A 21,136-nucleotide genomic window follows, 5' to 3' on the forward strand; every position below is an offset into this window, starting at 1 on the left:
ATAGAAAAAGAGCAACCAGTAGTGGAATTAACTACTGAATCAATTGGTATAGATGTTGGAGTAAAAGATTTAGCCATATGCTCCAATGGAATGACTTTTAAAAATATTAATAAAACTAAGAAAGTTAAGAAACTTGAAAAAGGGCTACGTAGATTACAACGTAGGGTATCTTGCAAATACCTAAAAAATAAAGAAGGGGGTAAGTTTGTCAAAACAAGTAATATTATAAAAATCGAAAAGCAAATTAGATTACTTCATAGAAAATTAGCAAATATAAGAAGTAATCATAGTCACCAAGCAACGAATATGATAGTGAAAACCAAGCCATCAAGAGTTGTTATGGAAACACTTAATATTAAAGGAATGATGAAAAATAAGCATTTATCAAAAGCTATAGCACAGCAAAGATTATATGAATTCAAAAGACAACTTCAATATAAATGTGAATTTAATGAAATTGAGTTTGTTGAAGCTGATAAATGGTATCCATCATCAAAGACATGTAGCGAGTGTGGCCATATAAAACCAAAGCTTTCATTATCAGAAAGGACATATATCTGTGAGGAATGTGGTTGTGTTATAGATAGAGATTATAATGCAAGTATAAATCTAAGTAGATATGAATTAGTAGTTTAATCACTTAAACGATACTACTAATATGTACGGTGCGTTGTATCGGAATTTAAGCCCTTGGAGTGTTATATCAAACTAAAGTAGCTTAGGCAAAATAGGACACGTGGAACAGGGAATTAAACAAAACTATAGATTTTTATAGATTTTTGGCAACGGCTTGAATGTTAAATACAATAAAAAATACAAGAGTATATGAACAGGTAATAGAAAGGATTAAAGATTTAATAGGAAAAGGCCAATTGAGATGTGGGGATAAATTACCCTCGGAAAGAAATTTGTGTGGACAGCTTAATGTAAGTAGAACATCGGTAAGAGAAGCTTTAAGAGTTTTAGAAGTATTAGGAATCATTCAATGCAGAATAGGCGAAGGAAATTTTATAAAGGACAATTTTCAAGATAGTTTGTTGGAACCACTTTCGATGACGTTTATGCTTAATGGAAGCAAAACGGATGAAATTATAGATTTAAGGAAATTTATTGAACCTGGAACAGCAGCTTTAGCAGCAAAAAACATAAATGATGAGCAGCTTCAAGAGATAAAGGAATTAGTTAATTTATTAAATAGTACAGAGAATCAAGAAAAATGTGCAGAAATAGATAAAAAAATACATTATAGAATTGTACAGTCATCAAGAAATTACCTGGTTTCTAATATAATGCTTTCAGTATCAACTTTGGTAGAAACATATATTGAAGATGTAGTAATGAATATGTTTCAAAATGAGGAGAATAAAAATATAGTTAGAAACCAACATGAAGATATAGTTCAGGCTTTAGAAAATCACGATCCTGTTGGCGCATCTATAGCTATGCTTAAACATCTGGAATATACAAATAGTTATATTAGTAAAAAAACAAAAATAAATGAATGAAAAGATAAAAGCTTTACTTATGAAATATGAATAAAAAATTAGGAGGACATCGTAAGAAACAGTACTCTGTGGGTTTAATTTTTTCTTGAAGGAGTGTTAAAAGCATGCATATTCCAGATAATTGTTTGAGTCCATCAACCTGTGCAGTTATGGGAGTAACTATGGTTCCAATGTAGACGATATCAGTAAAAAGGTGAAAAACGAAATATCAAAGGTTAAAATGCCGCTCCTTGGTATAGGAGCTGCCTTTCCTTTGCTATTTAAAAATGCAGCTGGGCAACCGTTATACAGTCTGTATCCGTTGTCAGTATCAATTTCATAGAAGAATTCATAGAAAAAACAAGACTTTTATAAAATGTAATAAACAATCAATGTTTCTTTTGTGATGATGTTAAAATTTACATAACAATAATTTTAAAAAATCAATTACTGTTGATACAAAAGGGGTAACGTATAAAGAACCAAATATAAAATAATAAGTCAATAGTAAAGAAAGGGAGTGAATTCATGTTTGAAGTAAGTAATTTAAAATTCAAGAATATTTTAGATATTCCATTTTTATGTATTAATAACCCAATAACATGTATTGTTGGGTCTTCTGGTAGTGGAAAAACAACATTATTACGTATGTTTAATAAGTTAAATATTCCCGATAATGGAACAATCATCTATAATGGTAATGATATTTCAAAAATGGACACTTTAAAGTTACGTCGTCAAGTGGTTATGTTGGGGCAAACTCCAGTAATTTACAGTGGATCAGTGGAAGATAATTTGCAAATAGGATTATATTTTTCAAAAAGGCTACAGGCATCTATTTCAGCAATGAAAGAAAGTCTTACAAGAGTAGAATTAGATAAGTGTTTAAGCGATGGTTGTGGCAATCTTTCAGGCGGCGAAAAGCAACGCTTATGCCTTGCTAGAGTTATGCTTATGGATGCAGAAACATATCTTTTAGATGAGCCTTCTGCAGCATTAGATAAAGTAACAGAAAAATTTATCATAGAAAATCTATCAAGGTTTGTTTTAGAAAAAAATAAGAAATTAATCATGGTTACTCATTCTGAACAAATTGCAGAAAAATTTTCAAATTCAATTATAAGAATTGAAAATGGTAAGGTTATAGAAGCATATTAGCCAAACATAAAGGAGATTAAATATTTGAATATAAAAGAGTTATGGAGGCATATTTATGAATGATACAGTAATGAATCTTTCGGTTTTACAATTATCCATTGCATATATTTTTGTTTTATTGCTTTTAGTTATTTTTAAATCAAGAGGTATTAAGCGAGAAAAGCAAATATTGATAGCATCTACAAGAATGACTATACAGCTTACTTTAATGGGCTATGTGTTAATGTTTGTTTTTAAAAATTCGAGTTGGTGGCTTACTTCTTTGATGATTACAATTATGATTACTTATGCAATTTATAATTCTATTAAGAGAGTAAAGACCAAAATGTCAAAGGAACTAAAAAAAATAATTGCTTTTTCTATGATATGTGGGGCTCTTGCTACTGCTGTATTTTTCATTATTGTAGTTTTACAAGTAAGACCATGGTTTAATCCACAATACTTTATTCCTATTTCTGGAATGATTGTTGGTAATAGCATGACAGGAATTGCTTTAGGAGCAAATAAATTATGTAGTGATATGGAGGACAAAAAGGTTGAGATTGAGAATTCATTAATGTTAGGAGCAAGTCCTGTAGCTGCAACTAGGGAAATTGTTAACAATGCTTTTGATAGTGCTATTTTGCCAACTATGAATAACATGTTAACTATGGGAATTGTATCACTCCCTGGTATGATGACTGGACAAATTCTTTCTGGAACATTTCCACTAACTGCAATTAAATATCAAATTGGAATTATGCTTGCTATTTTAGGTAGTACAGCCTTAGCTACTGTTTTGCTCGTAACTCTCGGATATAGAACATTTTTTACAAAGGATAATAGATTAAAATAAAAAGTATTTAAGAAAATAATAATTTAAATTAAATATCAACATACTATTTCAAATAAACTCAGGCAGAGTATGAAACTCCACTCGAATTTGCAATATATCTTATAGGTTGTTTAATTCTTGCAAGAGTTGGGGTTGTAATATTACTTAGTGAAATTCCATCAGCTGATATTGAAGATAAGTATAACATAACTCTATTTTATTTACATGTATGGTATTATTTAAGGCATATTGAAAAAACTAAAAAGTATCTTTAGTCTGCTATATCCCCTTCTAATAACCAGTATTTCCGTATTTTATATATTAGAGTATATTGTAAGGAATTGAGTCTGTAAATTAAAATGAAAAGTTTTTTAAAAAGTATTGACTTAGAGTCTACTCTAAGATGTAATATAAACATATATTAAATTATTTGATATATGTTTATATTCTAAGGAGGAATTATTTTGCTATATAGAACACTTGGGAAGACAAATGAAAAGGTTTCGATTTTAGGTTTTGGATGTATGAGATTACCTATTATTAATGGAGATAATACTAAGATTCATGAAGAAAAGGCTATTAAAATGATTCGTCATGCTATTGATGAAGGAGTTAATTATGTAGATACTGCATATCCTTATCACGGAACTGGAATGAGAAATGGAGGAGAAAGTGAACCATTTGTAGGTAGAGTCTTAAAAAATGGATATAGAGAAAAGGTTAAGCTAGCTACAAAGCTTCCTAGTTGGTTAATTAAAACTAGAGAAGATATGGATAAATATTTAAATGAACAATTAGAACGTCTTCAAACAGATCATATAGATTTTTATTTAGTGCATGCTTTAGGTGCAGGTACTTGGGCAAATCTAAAGAAATTAGGAATAGATGAATTCTTAGATTCAGCAATAAAAGATGGAAGAATAAAATATGCAGGATTTTCTTTTCATGACAAGTTAGAAGTATTTAAAGAAATAGTAGATTATTATGATTGGTCTTTTTGCCAAATTCAATATAATTATTTAGATGAGAATTTTCAAGCAGGAACAGAAGGATTACAATATGCTGCAGATAAAGGCTTAGGTGTTGTTATTATGGAACCTCTTAGAGGCGGGAAAATAGTTAAAAATCTTCCAGAAGCTGTTATGGATATTTTTGATAAAGCTGAGATTAAAAGATCTCCAGCTGAATGGGCATTAAGATGGGTATGGAATCATCCAGAGGTATCTGTAGTATTAAGTGGTATGAACATAATGGACAATGTTACAGAAAATATAAACACTGCAAGTATTGCTGCACCTAATTCATTAACAGAAAAAGAATTAGAAATAATGGATAATGTTAAAAAAGTATTTAAAGAAAGAATAAAGGTTAATTGTACAGCTTGTGAATATTGTATGCCTTGTCCAGTAGGAGTAAATATTCCTAAAAATTTTGCTTACTACAATGAGTATAGTTTATTTATAACTCCAGCGACAGAAAAAGAACTTAAGGAAAGATACAACTCTGTAGGAGTTCAAGAAAGGGCAGATAAATGTGTAGAGTGTGGTAAATGTGAAGGTCATTGTCCGCAGGCAATTAAAATTCGTGAAGAATTAAAAAATGTTACAGCATTATTTGCTTAAATCGATTGGCATAACGTCTAATAAATACAATTCGCAGACAATGTATCCATTGTGAGGATATAAAAATATAGAGTGGAGTGATTAGTAGATGAAAGTATTATATTACGATTGTTTTTGTGGTATAAGTGGAGATATGAATTTAGCAGCATTATTAGACTTAGGAGTTCCAAAGGAATATTTAATAGAAGAAATTTCAAAACTTAATTTAGATTCTGAATATGAAATAAAAATTAACAAGGCTGAAAAACATGGAATAACCGGAACTAGGGTAGATGTTATATTAAAAAATCAAACTATAAATGAGGGTGATGTTGTTGAGAAAGTATTAGATAATCATCATCAACACAAAGATGAACATGTTCATGAAAATAGTAATCATCATATTCATGACAGTACTAATGAAGAGTGCCATACTCATGAACATATTAATGAAAAACATCATGATCATGAGCATAATCATCCACAAGATGGAAATCATACTCATACAAACAATCATGAGCACCATCATAGAAATTTAAAGGATATTGAGAATATAATAAACTCAAGTGCTTTAAAGGTTAAAGTTAAAAAATTAAGCATGGATATGTTTATGAAGGTGGCAGAAGCTGAAGCAAAGGTTCACGGAAAAACATTATATGAGGTACATTTTCATGAGGTAGGTGCTATTGATTCTATTATAGATATGGTGGGAGCAGCTATTTGCATAGATTATTTAGAGGTAGATAAGATTATTGCATCTCCTGTTCAAGTAGGAGGAGGTTTTGTTAAGTGTGCCCATGGTCTTATGCCAGTTCCTGCACCAGCAACGGTAGAAATATTAAAGAATATACCAATTAACACTGGGATAGTACCTTTTGAGACAACTACACCTACAGGAGCAGCTATTTTAGCAGCTAATGTTCAAGAATTTACTCCTAAAATAGATTTTTCTATAAAGAAAGTAGCATATGGAATAGGACATAGAGATTTAGAAATACCCAATGTTTTGAGGGTTTATTTAGGCGAAGAAGAAACTTTTGAAAAAATAGAAGAACAGTACATTTTGGACACTAATATAGATGATATGAATCCAGAATTTTATGGGTATGTTGAAGAAAAGCTTTTTGAAAAAGGTGCTTTAGATGTATTTAAGACAGCTATATTTATGAAAAAAGGAAGACTGGGAGTAAAATTAAGCGTACTAGTTAATGAGCAATGTGAAAAAAGTGTTCTAGACGTAATTTTTGAAGAAACTACTTCAATAGGTGTAAGGAAATATAAAGTTGAAAAAATAATGCTTAATAGAGAGTTTTCAAAGGTAAAAACTCAATATGGCGATATTACAATTAAAAAATCTTATTACAAAGGAAAGTTAATTAAATATAAGCCAGAATATGAGGAATGTAGAAGTATAGCAAAAGAAAAAAATATAACTCTGGGAAAAGTTTATAAAGAAGTTTCAGATATAGAAGATAGCCAGTATTAAATGACAGTTAAATATGAGAGGGAGGAGAAATGTATGATAAATAGCGAAAAATATGATAAATTAATAAATTATCTTAAAAGCTTAGAAAAGGTAGTTTTAGCATTTTCAGGAGGAGTAGATAGTACCTTTTTACTCAAAGCAGCTAAAGAAGCCCTTGGAGATAATGTAAAGGCAGTAACGATCATGTCTCCATACATTCCTAAATGGGAAATAGCAGAAGCTAAGGATTTAGTTAAAGAATTAGGTGTTAAACATGAAATTATAGAGGCTCCAATTATTGATTCTATTAAATATAATCCAGAAAATAGATGTTATCTTTGTAAAACTGCAGTATTTAGTATGATAACAGCTATAGCTAAAGAACAAGGATATAACTGTGTAATTGATGGAACAAATTTTGATGATATAAGTGATTATAGACCAGGTCTCAGAGCACTAAAGGAGTTAGAAGTAAAAAGTCCACTCCTAGAATGTAAATTAACTAAAGCAGAAATAAGAGAATTTTCTAAGGAATTAAATCTAAATACTTGGAATAAGCCTTCGTACGCTTGCCTTTTAACAAGGATACCTTATGGAAATGAATTGAAAGTAGATGATTTTGAAAAGATTGAAAATGCTGAAAAGTTTATGATGAGTATAGGATTCAGAGCTATTAGAGTAAGGTGTCATGGAGATTTAGCAAGAGTGGAAGTCGATAGAAATGATAGAAGTAAATTGTTTGATGAAGAGCTTTTAGATACAATAGCAAGTAAGATAAAAGAATGTGGATTTAAATATGTAACATTAGATTTACAAGGATATAGAGTAGGAAGTTTCAATGAGACTATAACAAAAAACGTGACAGAAGAAAGTTAAGTAAATATATTAATTAGCAATATGTGATATTTAAGAATTAAATTTAAGCATATGGAAAAAATAATAAGTCAAACTATATAAATTTTGCATCAAATGAAGATGTATATTTACCTTATAGTAATGAATATCAGGAGGTAAAAAAATAGTGAATAAAGAAGAACTTAAAATTCTACTAGAATCAGTAAAAGATAATAAAATAAATATAGAAGAAGCTCTTGAAAAATTAGAAGATTTGCCTTTTAAAGATTTAGGTTTTGCAATGATAGACAATCATAGAGAATTAAGAGTAGGCTATCCTGAAGTAATATATTGTGCTGGAAAAACAGTAGAACAAGTTAGAGATATTGTTAAGTTTATGCTTACAAAAGATAACAATATATTAGGAACTAGAGCTACAGAAGAAATGTATAATGTAGTAAAGGAAATATGCAAAGATGCAGAATATAATAAACTTGGAAGAACGATAACAATTAAGAAAAAAGAACAACCTCTTACGGATAGTTATATTGCAGTTGTTTCAGCTGGGACTTCTGATTTACCGGTGGTAGAAGAAGCTGTTGAAACTGCTAAGATATTAGGAAATAGAGTTGAACGAATAACAGATGTAGGTGTTGCAGGTATACATAGACTTTTTTCAAGATTAGATGTTGTTAGAGGAGCTAAAGTAGTTATAGTAATTGCAGGAATGGAAGGAGCTTTAGCTAGTGTTATAGGAGGACTTGTAGATAAGCCTGTAATAGCAGTTCCAACTAGTATTGGCTATGGAGCAAGTTTTGGAGGCGTTGCAGCTTTATTAGCTATGTTAAATACCTGTGCCAGTGGTGTTAGCGTAGTAAATATAGATAATGGATTTGGTGCAGCATATAATGCTAGTATCATTAATAAGTTATAAAAATGGAAATGGGACTGTAATTTAGGCAGATGAAAGAAAATAACAAGCCAACTTGTAATTTATTTAAATTACAAGTTGGCTTGTTATATATTTTAGTTACTCTTCACAATATTAAATCTTCCATTATTTTTCATATTAGAACTACCTTGAACTACAACTTGGTCATCTTCAGATAACCCATTTTTGATTTCTAAATATTGATTTTTAGGATCTCCAACTGTTACTGTGTGTTTAGTTAATTTATCACCATCAATAATATATACATATGAAGTATTATCTTCTCCAAGAAGGTTCTGTTTCAAGAACATCTGCAATACGATTAGCAGAAACAGAAGCTCTTGGAATCATAATAAACATCATTGTCATCATTAGAAAGGCAAATATTATTTGAATAACATATTGCATATATGCCATCATTTCTCCAACATCCATCTTAAAAGCTGAAACTTGATTTGCACCAACCCACACAATTAGAACCGTAACTAAATTCATTATAAGCATCATAGCAGGCATCATTCCAGACGTAAGCCTATTTATAAAAAGATTAGTATTCGTATGAACATAAAAATCAGAGTTTGAATTTGTGTAACATCATTTGTTGTTCTTGTTATAAGAGAAGATGTAGCAAATTTATCAAATTCAGCATTAGAAAAAGCTTCAATTTTTTCAAATAAATCAATAAATATTAAACAGTATAAAATAAGTTGAAATGTAAATCCTAATATATGAGGTGATACAAATGGATAACAATAAAAATAGATTAAAAGATAGACCTAAATCCAATGCAGAACTTAGAAAGATACATCCAAAGGGAAATGAAGATTTAGGCATTATTGAAGGCAAAAAAGTAGGTGCACCTCCATATAAAGAAAAGGATCATCTATAAGAATAAAGAAGATATATCAAATGATTCTTTAATCATTTGATATATCTTTTTTTATTCTTATCATATAAGATTTTTATTAATATAAAAATCTTATATGATAAAGTATTATATTAAATATATGCAGAAGGAGAATGTTAAAATGAAATTAGAATTAACTGTACGTGAATTGGGTGAAGCTTTAAAGAAAATAGAAGAAAAATTTAAATTAGATATATTGATTAAATCAACATTGAGTGGTGGTTGGATGACAATTACAGGTGAAGCAATTATATTAAAAACTCTAAGTGATATAAAAATTGGTTGTGGTGGGAAAAGTGATAATATCATAGATATAAAGATTAAAACAGAAGATAATCAAGAAGGGATTATTGTTAAACTTACAGGAGCTAAAAATAAAATGTTTAATGTGGATATATCAAGCACTAGATATAAGGAATTGCGTTCCAACAACTTAACTATAAACAAAATAAAAATAAACGAGAATGAAAGTAAGCTTAGGATTGATGAAGACATAATATTTACTATACAAGCATCAGTTGATGAAGTAGCAAAGATTATAAAAGGGTAAATATAACCAATATATAAAATAGAGGAATATTTGAGGTAGACAAAACTTCAAGTATTCTTTTTTTATTTACATTTAATGGGGATATTTGAAGAAAAGCATTATAATAAAATATATTTAATAAAATAAAGAGTAACTATTAAAAAAAATAAAGAGTAACTATTTAAAAAAAGTAGTCATAATGTCTTTACTTAATTGAATATATTTTAGTTATAAGGGAGGGAGGAATGTTTATGAGTATGAACTTTAAGGAATTTATAGAAATAGATAGAGAAAAGGGTAACACCCTAAGGTTTGAAGGAAGTTTTTTAGATTATCTAGAGATTGTTAAGGAAAATCCAGAAGTAGTTATTCTTGCCCATAAAAGAATTCATGAGATGATTAATAGCAGAGGAGTAGAAGAATTAAAAGCAGAGGAAAATCCTAGAATAAGAAAAATATATGGGAATGACTTAATAAGAAAATATGGCTTTTTTAGGGATGAGTTTTATGGAATTGATAAAGTTATTATGAAGCTTGCTAGTTATTTTAAATCAGCAGCTATGAAGGGGGAAGAAGCAAGACAAGTTTTATATCTTGTTGGTCCAGTTGGTGCTGGTAAATCATCTATAGTTGAAAGTTTAAAATCTGCATTAGAGGATTGTGAACCTGTTTACGCATTAAAAGGATGCCCAATGCATGAGGAACCACTTCATCTTATTCCAAAACGTTTAAGACCTAGATTTGAAGAAATGCTTGGAGTACAAATTGAAGGTGATTTATGTCCTGTATGTAAATATAGGTTAACTCATGAGTTTAAAGGAATTTATGAAGATTTTCCAGTTGAAAGAACAGAATTTTCTATTAGATCAAGAAAAGGTGTAGGTGTAGTGCCACCTGTTGATCCTAATAATCAAGACACTTCAATTTTAACAGGTTCAGTTGATATATCAAAAATGGATTTATATTCAGAAGATGATCCAAGAATATTTTCTTTAAATGGTGCTTTCAATGTTGGAAATAGAGGCCTTGTAGAATTTATTGAGGTATTTAAAAATGATGTTGAATATCTTCATACAATAATTACAGCAACTCAAGAAAAATCTGTACCATCACCAGGTAAAGGGTCTATGATTTATTTTGATGGAGTTATAGTTGCTCATTCAAATGAAGCAGAATGGAATAAGTTTAAGTCAGATCATACAAATGAAGCTATATTAGATAGAATTGTAAAAGTTGAAGTTCCATATTGCTTAGAGCTTGATGAAGAAGTTAAAATATATCAAAAAATATTAAAAAGGAGCAATTTTAATGCTCATATAGCACCGCATACTATTGAAATAGCAGCAATGTTTGCAATACTTTCAAGACTTACACCTTCAGCTAAAGCAGATGCTATGACTAAGCTCAAAATTTATAATGGAGAAGAAATTGTTGAAAAAGGAACTACAAAGAAAATTGATATTGGAGAGCTAAGAGAAGAAGCTGGACAATACGAAGGAATGAAGGGAATAAGTACAAGATTTATCATAAAAACTATAGATAATGCTCTTTCAGAATCAGGGTATAATTGTATAAATCCACTTAGCATAATGGAAAATATAATAAGATCAGTTAAAGAACTTGATATTGCAGCTGATGAAAAGAAAAGATATTTAGGATTTATTCAAGATAATATTAGAAAAGAATATAATAAAATCCTTGAGAAAGAAATTACTAAGGCATTTATACATTCATTTAGAGAACAAGCAGAGAGTTTGTTTAATAATTATATAGATAATGCAGAAGCTTATGTAAATAAGAGCAAAATAAAAGATGTTTCAACTGGAGAAGAACTTAATCCAGATGAAGACTTCATGAGAAGTATAGAAGAACAAATAGGTGTATATGCTGCATCTGCTAAAGGCTTTAGATCCGATGTTACTTCATATATGTTTTATATAGTTAGAAACGGTGGAGGATTAGATTATACTTCTTATGAGCCTTTAAAAGAAGCTATAGAAAAGAAACTAACAGCTTCAGTTAAAGATTTATCTAGAATTATAACTAGGTCAAAAGTTAGAGATAAAGAACAAGCTGAAAAATATGATTCTATGGTGGAAGAAATGAAAGAGAATGGGTATTGTCTTCATTGTTGTGATGTAATTTTAAAATATGCTGCTAATAATTTATGGAGAGATTAAAATAAATTATGGCAATATTTAGAGATTACACTAATAATCCAATTGATCACGACAGATCCATAGAAGATAGAAGAAGGCATAGGCAACTTGTAGAAAAATCAATAAAAGAAAATTTAGGAGATATATTATCAGAAGAAAGCATTGTTGGAGAGAGCAAAAATAAGAAATTTAAGATACCAATTAAAGGGATAAAAGAATATCAATTTGTTTATGGTAAAAATTCTAAGGGTGTAGCTAGTGGGGTTGGAAATGAAAAAAGAGGAGAAAAATTAGGAAATGGAAATAAGAAATTAGCCAAAGGGAATCAAGGTGCAGGAACTGAAGAGGGGGATGATGTTTATGAAACAGAAATCACCCTTGAGGAGTTAATGGATTATATATCAGAAGATTTAAATTTGCCTAATTTGGATCAAAAGAAGTATTCTGAAATAGTTACTGAAACTAGCAGCAAAAAAAGAGGCTATCAAACACATGGAATAAGACCTAGACTTGCAAAAAAGAAAACAGTTATGTCTAAGATTGCAAGAAAACAAGGGAAGAAAAGAGCACTACGGGAATTAGAAAATGAACAGGAATTAGATAGATTTCCATTTAGAGAAGAAGATTTAAAATACTATAGGGTTAAGATGAAGCCTAAAAAAGATAGCAATGCAGTTATGCTATTTATTATGGATGCTTCAGGTTCAATGGACATAACAAAGAAGTATTTAGCAAGATCATATTTTTTTGTTTTAGCAACTTTTTTGAAAAAAAAGTATAACAATATAGCTTTTGAGTTTATATACCATACGACTGTTGCAAGAAGGGTAGATGAATATGAATTTTTTCATAAATCTGAATCAGGTGGTACTTATATATCAAGTGGCATTAATGAAGCATTAAAATTAATTGAAGAAAAGTATCCGCCAGCAGCTTGGAATATATATAGCGTATATGCCAGTGATGGGGACAATTGGTCGGAGGATAATGAAAGAGCAGTTGCAGCAGTTAAAAATATATGTGAAGTGAGTAATATGTTCGGATATGCAGAACTTTTACCATCAACATTCACTACAACAATGTATCATAAGTTCAAAAAAGAAATAACAGATGAGAAATTTGTGCCTGTAATTATAAAAGAAAAAAAGGATTTATGGGAAGCACTTAAGATTATGCTTAGGAAGGAGTTAAAGGAGGAATAAGAAGTTGGAGTATAGTTTTAGTGATATTGAGAACTGGAATGAAAAAATAGAAAAAAAGGTTAAAGAATATGGATTAGATTTTTATCCTCAGGAATTTGAAGTCATAGGTTGTAATGAGATGATAGGATATGAAGCTTATGTTGGAATGCCATCAAGATATCCTCATTGGAGTTTTGGTAAATCCTATGAAAAGAATAAAACTCTATATTCTTTAAATCTTACAGGTCTTCCTTATGAAATGGTAATTAATTCAGATCCTTGTTTAGCATATTTAATGAAAGATAATACATTGCTATTACAAATATTAACAATGGCCCATGTATATGGACATAATGATTTTTTCAAAAATAATAGGTTATTTAAACAAGGAACTAATGCGAAATATACTTTAGAAATGTTTAATTTGGATGCGAAAATAATAAGAGAATATATTGATGATCCAAGTATAGGATATTCTGAAGTTGAGAGAATATTAGATGCTGCTCATGCTATAAGATTTCAATCTCAAAGAAATATTGGGATAAAAGAATTATCAAATGATGAGATTAAAGAAAATATACTAAAAGAGTATGAAAATAAAAGAGAAAATAGAGGAATTTTAGATTCATATAAAGAAATAAAACTACCGGATTTGGAGAAAATTCCATTGGAACCTGTAGATGACATTATTGGGTTTATAATAAATTATGGACATTTAGAAGAATGGGAAAAAACTATTCTAAAAATAGTTAAAAGAGAAACAGAATATTTTATCCCTCAAATTGAAACTAAAATAATGAATGAAGGATGGGCAAGCTATACTCATTATAATATTTTAAAGCAATTAGAATTGCCACAAGAGCTACATCTTGAGTTTCTAAAAAGACATAATGATGTAATAGCGCCTGCTATAGGTGGATTAAATCCATATTACATTGGTTTTAAAATATTTGAAGATATTGAAAAGAGATATGGAAAAGAAAAAATATTTGAAGTTAGAGAAATTGAACGTGATTCTTCTTTCTTAAGACGTTATCTAACTAGAGAATTATGTGAAGAATTAAATTTATTTCAGTATAATGTGAGGACCTTTGATACTGTTATTGAAGAAATATCAGATAAGACTGGTTGGAAAACCATAAGAGATACGCTTTCATATACTGCAGGTATGGGAAATATACCATACATTAGAGTCATAGATTTAAATAAGAAAAATTATACTTTAACTTTAGAAAATGTCTTTGATGGTAGAGCTTTAGAACTTTCTTATGCAAAAGAGACATTAAAGTATGTGCAAGAACTATGGGGGCATGATGTTAAATTAATTACTAAGTCAAGTGATAAACAAGATGTGATTTTACTTTGTAATCAAGAAAAGAAAATAATTGTATCTTAAATTAATTAACAATGTAAAATTGATGTCAGTTAGGGGAACCAGTGGTCAATTGCGTCATCTTTAATTGCTCACAGGGCACCCATAAAGGACATAAATTTTACATTGTTTGTTGTAAATTGGTAAGAAAGTAACAAAAAAAGTAGAAATGAATATTCTATTTGTGTGAGAAAATAATATTTAGGAGATCACGATGAACTTAAAGGAAAGTAAAACTGAAAAAAATTTATATAAAACATTTGCGGGAGAATCTAGAGCAAGAAATAAATATACTTTCTATGCAGATAAAGCCAGATCTGATGGATTTATGTATGTTGCAGATGTATTTGATGAAACTGCAGAGAATGAAAAGGCTCATGCTAGAGAGGTTTATAGAAGATTCTTAGATAAGCTTGGTAATACAAAGAATAATTTAATAGAATCAGCACTCGGAGAGTCAGAAGAAAGTAAAGTTATTTACAAGGAATTTGAAGATATAGCTAGAGATGAGGGGTTTGATGAAATTGCAGATTTCTATAAAGAACTTCAAGAGGTAGAAGAACATCACAAAGAAAGATTTTTAAAATTAGCTAAAGAAATTAAAGATGGCAAAATCTTTAAGTCAGATAAAGAAACTGAATGGTTATGTTTAAATTGTGGATATATTTATGAAGGCACAGAAGCACCTATGAGATGTCCATTATGCAAATATCCAAGATCGTATTTTAAGAAATTAGATAATAAGGATTGCAAATGGGGGGTAAAGAGATGATTTATGAATATCCAGAAGTATTTATAGTTCCTGTTTTTTATGTTAAGGATTTAGGCGATAACGATATGCATAGAGACAAGAAGTATAAATCTTCACATGAAGATAAACTCTTAATCCCTAATAAAGAATTACAGGAAGATGGAATATTTCTAGAAGAAATAAATATATACGGAGATTTTCAATATAAAGACATAGATTCTTTAAATGCGGAGGGAAAATCATTACAAGAGCCTTATAATGAATTTATCATTAACGAGAGTAAAGCTCACGATAGTTCAGAGTATCAAAATATTATAAATAATATAGATGAAGAGTATGCCAATAGTGAAACTTCAGGTATCTATAAGAGTGAGTATTAATTTTATAAAGGATTATGTATGAAGTTTGATGATTTAGCTAAAAAGCAATATGAAGACATAGATAATTTAAGTGTATTATTAAAAAATTATGTAGATGCTTATAGATTATTAATTGCAGGAGCATCAGAATTGTATAATGTTAATTTAGCAAAGAAAAGTGAGGTGAGAAAAGCACTAGATAGAGTTGAACAGGTTGGTGAATTAATAGATAAACTAGTGAACACATTAGATAAATGTGAAGGATCATATTTAAAATATTGCAAGATTAAAAATGAGTATATAACAACAAGCACGGAAAAAGATAAGATATTCACTGAAATAGATAATGAATTAAACCTTCAAAACTCTGAAAGAGAAGAGTTTTAAAATGGAGTATATAAAAACTCTGTCTAGAGAATTATAAGACAGAGTTTTTTAATTAAACAAGAAAACTTTTTTATTAATTCTTACATTTTAAATTTTCCTCAATTTAATTTTGCTTACCATCAAATATGAACCGATAATCATTAAAAAAACTGCAAGATAAATTGATGTTGTCACTTTTAAGTTAAGTAATGAAAAAACGGCCATAAAACAACCAACTATTGTTATTGGTACACCAGTAAAGGCGCCATCAAAATCAGATGTGTTAAATCTAGCCAATCTATATGCGCCACAGATTGGAAATAATAATAAAATTGCAAACCCTAATAATCCCTTAGGCCCAAAGCTATCGAGATTAAAATATATAAATACTAGTATAGATGGTGCTACTCCAAAAGAAACCAAATCAGCCAAAGAATCTAACTCTTTACCTAAATCGCTTGAAACATTCAAGAAACGAGCAATTCTTCCATCATACCTATCTACCAATCCTGCTAGTAAAATAAATGCACCTGCGTATGCATACTTTTCATCCATTACTGATAATATAGATATAATTCCACAAGATAAATTAATAAAGGTAAATACATTAGGAATACAGCTTTTCCTCATAAAATCACTCCTAAAATTATAAAAAATACTTACAAAGAATTATTATAGCATATAAATGAAAATAATATAAGATATAAATTAACTTTAAAATTTTATTAAGATTAGCTGGTATCGACATTAAATAAGTAAAATGATATAATAAAGTTTATGTGATGTCCATTATTATGTAATATTTTATTAAAATTTAACAGATACATATAATTTAAGACTTAATTTAAGCATAATATTTAAAAAAATAAAAAATTTTTGTTGATTTATTTTATATAAAATTAAGAATAACTTAATTATGGAAATTTATGGGGAGGTAGATTAATTTATGAAAAAGGTGAGATTCATATACAACCCATACTCGGGAGAAAATAACATAATAAATGAATTAGACAATGTTATAAAGTTACATCAAGAAGTAGAATTAACAGTTGTTCCATATAGAATTCAAAAAGGTAAAGATTTAGCAGAAGCACTAGATATAATAGATGAAACTTATAGTTATATTTTAATAGCTGGTGGCGATGGAACCGTAGATTCTCTAGTAAATGCTATGAAACATAGAAATATAAATATCCCTATAGGTATATTACCAGTTGGAACTGCAAATGATTTTGGAAATTTTATTAATATGCCAACTGACATACAGGAAGCATGTAAGCAAATTTTAGATTCAAAACCTGTAGCAGTTGATGTAGGGAAAATAAACGACGATTACTTTATAAATGTGGCTAGTACAGGACTTTTTACTGACATATCTCAAAAAATAGATACAAATTTGAAAAATACAATAGGAAAATTAGCATATTATTTAAAGGGTATTGAAGAATTACCTAACTTTAGAAAATTAAAAATAAAGCTATCATCAAAAGAATGTAATTATGATGGAGAGATGTATTTACTTTTAGTGTTTAATGGTAAAACAGCTGGAAATCTTAATTTAGCTACAGAAGCAGAAATTATAGATGGAAAATTGGATGTAATAATGTTTAAAGCTATACAAATAATGGAATTAATACCTCTATTTATAAAACTTTTAAAAGGAGAACATTTAGATTCAGATAAGGTTGTTTATTTTAAAACAGATGATGTATATATTGAATCTTCAGAAGATATTGTTACAGACATTGATGGAGAAAGAGGACCAGATTTTCCTTTAAGAATTCAATGTATTAAGGGTGGAATTAAACTTTTAGGTATAAAATAAAATAAATTATAATAAATATAAGTAACAGGAATGTGGATGGGAGCGTAATTTGTGAACTTTGCATATTATTTGTTTTTGTTACTTATAATTTTTTTGTCTTTTTCAATTATGAAAAAGAATTTAGAAGTTTCACCAAAGAAAATAAAGATCTATTTAACACTAGTAATTACATTATTTTTATTAAGACATGTAGCATTATTTCTTTTATGCATATTAAAAAATAGCACTATAATATATTACTTAAAACCAATAATATTTTTGAATCACTTATCAATTCCACTTATGGCACTAGCTTTAACTTATGTTTATTTAAGATCAGAGAAATTAAATTTTGGTGGAAGCTATATTATTGCAACGATCACATGTGCTATTTACATGGGAATAATACACATTTCTAAGGTAATAGTAGAAGTAAGCTACTTATATGGTTTCATATTGAAAATAGATAAAGAAACAATTTTATTTTTATTTTCCTTGATATTACTTGGAACACTATTTATTTTAAATGTAATCCTATTAGATAAACCATTTGTAAATAAAATGGGAATATGGTTTGTAATCATAGCAATTTCAATAGTAATGATAGAAAATGTTATGATTTTAGGTGGAATTAAAATTTTTCCATATTCAGTGATAGGAGATATGATATTCCTCATAATTATGAATTTAGTATTAAAAAGTTTCAAAGTATCTTCAAAAAGAATAACTGGTGAATAAAAAATGGGCTGTTTCAAAAGAGACAGCCCATTTTTTGCTATATCATATAGTCTGCTAATTTTCCATAGTAAACTAAATCTAAACCAGATAAAGACATGAAATCCTGCGGACGCATTAAAGAAAAATGTTTTTTTATTGAATAGATTTTCTAATGGACTCTTTTTTTAGTATTGTTGTTCTTTTTATCAGAATTTTTTGTATTTTTATTTGAACTATTACCTAAATTACTCTTTGAGCTCTTTGATTTTATATCGGAAGTATTTTTTGAATTATTATTTCTAGGAGCATTTGAGTTTTTATTAGAAGAATCATTATTATTTTTATTTACATTATTATTAGAAGATTTACTATTAGATTTATGTTTACCCTGATATCCAAGTTTTCCAGGAGCAAAACCTATTAAGCAATCCTTTCCGTTACCAATTAAATCTTCTCTATGAGCCTTAATTAAAGCCTTCTTAACTTTTAGATAATTCTTAGGTACAGCAAATTGTATTAATGCTCTTTGCATATCTTTTTCTTCATAAGTTCTTGGTATATACACTTGCTCTTCTGTAATTGGATTAACACCTGTGTAATACATTGTAGTTGATAAACTACCTGGAGTAGGATAAAAATCTTGTACCTGTTCTGGTGTATATCCCATTTGTTTTATATATTGAGCTAGCTCTATTGCTGCATTTAAATCTGAACCGGGGTGAGAAGACATTAAATAAGGAACCAAGAATTGTTTTTTATCTATTTTATCATTTATTTGAAAATATCTATTAACAAATCTATCATAAATTTCCTTTGTTGGTTTCCCCATTTGATTTAATACTTTCGGAACAACATGCTCTGGAGCTACTTTTAATTGGCCACTTATATGATGCTCACATAATTCTTTGAAAAATGATTCATTTTTATCATGTATAAGATAATCATATCTAAGTCCAGAACGAATAAATACTTTTTTTATTCCAGGAAGATTTCTAACTTTCTTTAAAAGTGAAAGATATTCAGTATGATCTATTATTAAATTTTTACAAGGAGCGGGGAACATGCATTGTTTATTTTTACAAGTACCATATTCTATTTGCTTATTACAAGCTCTATGCCTAAAGTTTGCAGTAGGACCTCCAATATCATGGATGTATCCTTTGAAGTTCGGTAAAGTTGTTAATAATTTTGCTTCTTCAATTATTGATTCTTGACCTCTGTTTTGAATAACTCTTCCTTGGTGGAAAGTTAAAGCACAGAAGGAACATGAACCAAAACATCCTCTATGACTAGTTATTGAAAATTCAACTTCTTTTATTGCAGGTATTCCACCTTTTGCTTCATATATTGGGTGATAAGTCCTTGTATAAGGCAAATCATAAGTTATATCCATTTCTGCTTGAGTTAAGTCTTCTTGAGGTGGATTTTGAACTAAATATCTATCACCATATTTTTGAATTATAGTTCTACCATTTATAGAATCTTGTTCATAATACTCTAATTTATATGCGTCACCATAAGTCTTTTTATCTTTAGATACTTCTTCGAAAGAAGGTACTGTAATTGCATTTTTAATATTTGATATATCTTTAGTTAAATAACAAGTTCCACGTACAGTTGTAATATTTTTAATACTTGCTCCATATCTTAACAATTCAGCAATTTGAACTACAGTCTTTTCACCCATACCATACATTAACAAATCAGCTTTTGAATCTACAAGAATACTACGCCTAACTTTATTATCCCAATAATCATAATGTGCAAATCGTCTAAGACTTGCTTCTATTCCACCAATTGCGATAGTCGTATCTTTATAGGCTTCTCGTATTCTATTGCAGTAAACTATAACAGCTCTATCGGGTCTATGACCAGCTTCGCCACCAGGAGAATACAAATCTTCGCGTCTTGTCCTTTTGGCAGCAGTATAGTGATTTACCATAGAATCTATATTTCCTGAATTTACTAAAAATCCATACTTAGGTTTACCAAGTCTTTTAAAGTCCTCACAATCATGCCATTTTGGTTGAGCTATGATTCCAACCGTAAAACCTTGCGCTTCAAGTGTTCTACCTATAATAGCAGTTCCGAAAGAAGGATGGTCTACATAAGCATCACCAGAAACAATAATAAAATCTAGTTGTTTAATTTTTCTTTTTTCTAAATCCTCTTTACTAATAGGTAAAAATTCCTTGCAAAGTTTCATATATTATTAACTCCAATTCTTTAAATTTTATTTTTAGATGCATGAAAGAAAATAATAGCTTAAAGATGTGCCACATATTTTGAATGCACCTTAAAGTATATTAACATAACAATAATTAGTTTACAAATAATATACACATATAAAAAAGAGTGCGAAGCACAACCAAAAACATTTCACATATAAAAATTTATTATCTTTTTATGACTATGCAATATAATTAAGTAGACAAAATAATAATTAAAGTGGAAACTTTTTAGAAGATTTTCTTAAAAAGTGTTGACTTTTTTTCTATATAGAATATAATACTAATATAAACCATATCAAAATGGTAAGAATTAAAAACTATGAAAAAGGAAAGTAACATTAAGGAAGTTTACAGAGAGAAAAGAAAGCTGAGAACTTTTCATCAAGAATTTATGTGAAGTGCCCTTTGGAGTTGAAATCTGAATATTAGGCATATAAAAAATAAAAGTATATGTATTAGTAAGATTCTCCGGG

21 protein-coding genes, 2 pseudogenes and 1 other annotated feature (1 of these 24 cut by a window edge) are annotated in these 21,136 nt (G+C 28.8%); of the genes and pseudogenes, 19 read left to right on the forward strand and 4 right to left on the reverse strand.

From position 1 onward, the window contains the following. The 9 genes and pseudogenes from LLF98_RS13425 to larB form a co-directional block, all read left to right on the forward strand. Positions 1–636, forward strand: a 636-nt coding sequence (locus LLF98_RS13425; RefSeq protein WP_291704425.1) for a transposase, incomplete at its 5' end; no start/stop codon positions are given. 158 nt (positions 637–794) lie between these two features. Next, positions 795–1,505, forward strand: coding sequence for a FadR/GntR family transcriptional regulator (locus LLF98_RS13430; protein ID WP_291704427.1), 711 nt, complete (start codon positions 795–797; stop codon positions 1,503–1,505). 104 nt (positions 1,506–1,609) lie between these two features. Continuing rightward, positions 1,610–1,755, forward strand: a pseudogene (locus LLF98_RS13435) (energy-coupling factor ABC transporter permease); the annotation flags it as partial. Positions 1,756–2,012: 257 nt separating this feature from the next. Then, the gene (locus LLF98_RS13440; RefSeq protein WP_291704429.1) at positions 2,013–2,642 is read left to right on the forward strand and encodes an ATP-binding cassette domain-containing protein; all 630 of its coding nucleotides are present in this window, start codon (positions 2,013–2,015) and stop codon (positions 2,640–2,642) included. A 55-nt stretch (positions 2,643–2,697) separates the two neighbouring features. Beyond that, complete coding sequence (gene fetB, locus LLF98_RS13445; RefSeq protein ID WP_291704431.1) at positions 2,698–3,477, forward strand: iron export ABC transporter permease subunit FetB; 780 nt, start codon at positions 2,698–2,700, stop codon at positions 3,475–3,477. A gap of 443 nt (positions 3,478–3,920) precedes the next feature. Beyond that, positions 3,921–5,078 (forward strand): aldo/keto reductase, encoded by a 1,158-nt coding sequence (locus tag LLF98_RS13450; protein WP_291704433.1) that lies wholly within the window; start codon positions 3,921–3,923, stop codon positions 5,076–5,078. Positions 5,079–5,166: 88 nt separating this feature from the next. After that, a complete protein-coding gene (gene larC, locus LLF98_RS13455; protein ID WP_291704435.1) occupies positions 5,167–6,543 on the forward strand; it encodes a nickel pincer cofactor biosynthesis protein LarC in 1,377 nt (458 codons plus the stop codon). 33 nt (positions 6,544–6,576) lie between these two features. Next, entirely contained in the window at positions 6,577–7,398 is an 822-nt protein-coding gene (larE, locus tag LLF98_RS13460) for an ATP-dependent sacrificial sulfur transferase LarE (protein ID WP_291704438.1), read from the forward strand. Positions 7,399–7,543: 145 nt separating this feature from the next. Then, the gene (gene larB, locus LLF98_RS13465) at positions 7,544–8,290 is read left to right on the forward strand and encodes a nickel pincer cofactor biosynthesis protein LarB (protein WP_291704440.1); all 747 of its coding nucleotides are present in this window, start codon (positions 7,544–7,546) and stop codon (positions 8,288–8,290) included. Positions 8,291–8,382: 92 nt separating this feature from the next. Here larB and LLF98_RS13470 read toward each other — a convergent pair whose 3' ends face one another. Together LLF98_RS13470 and LLF98_RS13475 are read right to left on the reverse strand one after the other, a co-directional pair. Then, complete coding sequence (locus tag LLF98_RS13470; protein WP_291704442.1) at positions 8,383–8,592, reverse strand: efflux RND transporter periplasmic adaptor subunit; 210 nt, start codon at positions 8,590–8,592, stop codon at positions 8,383–8,385. Further along, positions 8,588–8,967 (reverse strand): annotated as a pseudogene (locus tag LLF98_RS13475) (hypothetical protein); the annotation flags it as partial. The pseudogene LLF98_RS13475 and the gene LLF98_RS13470, both read right to left, overlap by 5 nt. Positions 8,968–9,029: 62 nt before the next feature. Between LLF98_RS13475 and LLF98_RS13480 the strand changes: the two are divergent. The 8 genes from LLF98_RS13480 to LLF98_RS13515 all read left to right on the forward strand — a co-directional run bounded on the left by LLF98_RS13480 (position 9,030) and on the right by LLF98_RS13515 (position 15,932). Further along, the gene (locus LLF98_RS13480; RefSeq protein ID WP_291704444.1) at positions 9,030–9,176 is read left to right on the forward strand and encodes a hypothetical protein; all 147 of its coding nucleotides are present in this window, start codon (positions 9,030–9,032) and stop codon (positions 9,174–9,176) included. A 139-nt stretch (positions 9,177–9,315) separates the two neighbouring features. Further along, on the forward strand, positions 9,316–9,744 hold the full coding sequence (locus tag LLF98_RS13485) for a UDP-N-acetylglucosamine pyrophosphorylase (protein ID WP_291704446.1): 429 nt from the start codon (positions 9,316–9,318) through the stop codon (positions 9,742–9,744). A gap of 236 nt (positions 9,745–9,980) precedes the next feature. Further along, positions 9,981–11,903: a PrkA family serine protein kinase gene (locus LLF98_RS13490; RefSeq protein ID WP_291704564.1), complete on the forward strand. Its 1,923-nt coding sequence runs from the start codon at positions 9,981–9,983 to the stop codon at positions 11,901–11,903. An 8-nt stretch (positions 11,904–11,911) separates the two neighbouring features. After that, positions 11,912–13,084, forward strand: coding sequence for a sporulation protein YhbH (gene yhbH / locus LLF98_RS13495; protein ID WP_291704448.1), 1,173 nt, complete (start codon positions 11,912–11,914; stop codon positions 13,082–13,084). A gap of 4 nt (positions 13,085–13,088) precedes the next feature. Continuing rightward, positions 13,089–14,459: a SpoVR family protein gene (locus tag LLF98_RS13500; protein WP_291704450.1), complete on the forward strand. Its 1,371-nt coding sequence runs from the start codon at positions 13,089–13,091 to the stop codon at positions 14,457–14,459. Positions 14,460–14,649: 190 nt separating this feature from the next. Further along, entirely contained in the window at positions 14,650–15,207 is a 558-nt protein-coding gene (gene rbr, locus LLF98_RS13505) for a rubrerythrin (RefSeq protein ID WP_291704452.1), read from the forward strand. Then, positions 15,204–15,566 carry a hypothetical protein gene (locus tag LLF98_RS13510; protein ID WP_291704454.1) on the forward strand — a complete coding sequence of 121 codons (363 nt, stop codon included), beginning with the start codon at positions 15,204–15,206 and terminating at the stop codon, positions 15,564–15,566. The genes rbr and LLF98_RS13510 overlap by 4 nt, the downstream gene beginning before the upstream one ends. An 18-nt stretch (positions 15,567–15,584) precedes the next feature. Continuing rightward, positions 15,585–15,932, forward strand: coding sequence for a hypothetical protein (locus LLF98_RS13515; protein ID WP_291704456.1), 348 nt, complete (start codon positions 15,585–15,587; stop codon positions 15,930–15,932). An 87-nt stretch (positions 15,933–16,019) separates the two neighbouring features. On the opposite strand, the gene pssA is transcribed toward LLF98_RS13515, so the two are convergent. Next, positions 16,020–16,541, reverse strand: a complete 522-nt coding sequence (gene pssA / locus LLF98_RS13520) for a CDP-diacylglycerol--serine O-phosphatidyltransferase (RefSeq protein WP_291704457.1) — start codon at positions 16,539–16,541, stop codon at positions 16,020–16,022. Positions 16,542–16,857: 316 nt separating this feature from the next. On the opposite strand from pssA, the gene LLF98_RS13525 reads away from it, so the two are divergent. Then, a complete protein-coding gene (locus tag LLF98_RS13525; RefSeq protein ID WP_291704459.1) occupies positions 16,858–17,736 on the forward strand; it encodes a YegS/Rv2252/BmrU family lipid kinase in 879 nt (292 codons plus the stop codon). A 51-nt stretch (positions 17,737–17,787) separates the two neighbouring features. Continuing rightward, positions 17,788–18,453, forward strand: coding sequence for a hypothetical protein (locus tag LLF98_RS13530; protein ID WP_291704461.1), 666 nt, complete (start codon positions 17,788–17,790; stop codon positions 18,451–18,453). A 148-nt stretch (positions 18,454–18,601) separates the two neighbouring features. Here the strand turns inward: LLF98_RS13530 and LLF98_RS13535 are convergent, their stop codons facing one another. Then, a complete protein-coding gene (locus LLF98_RS13535; RefSeq protein ID WP_291704462.1) occupies positions 18,602–20,638 on the reverse strand; it encodes a YgiQ family radical SAM protein in 2,037 nt (678 codons plus the stop codon). Positions 20,639–20,973: 335 nt separating this feature from the next. Continuing rightward, positions 20,974–21,136, forward strand: a binding site (T-box leader) (it continues 104 nt past the right edge of the window).

The sequence above is a fragment of the Clostridium sp. genome, assembly GCF_021372645.1.
In the GTDB taxonomy this organism is placed as follows: Bacteria; Bacillota; Clostridia; order Clostridiales; family Clostridiaceae; genus Clostridium.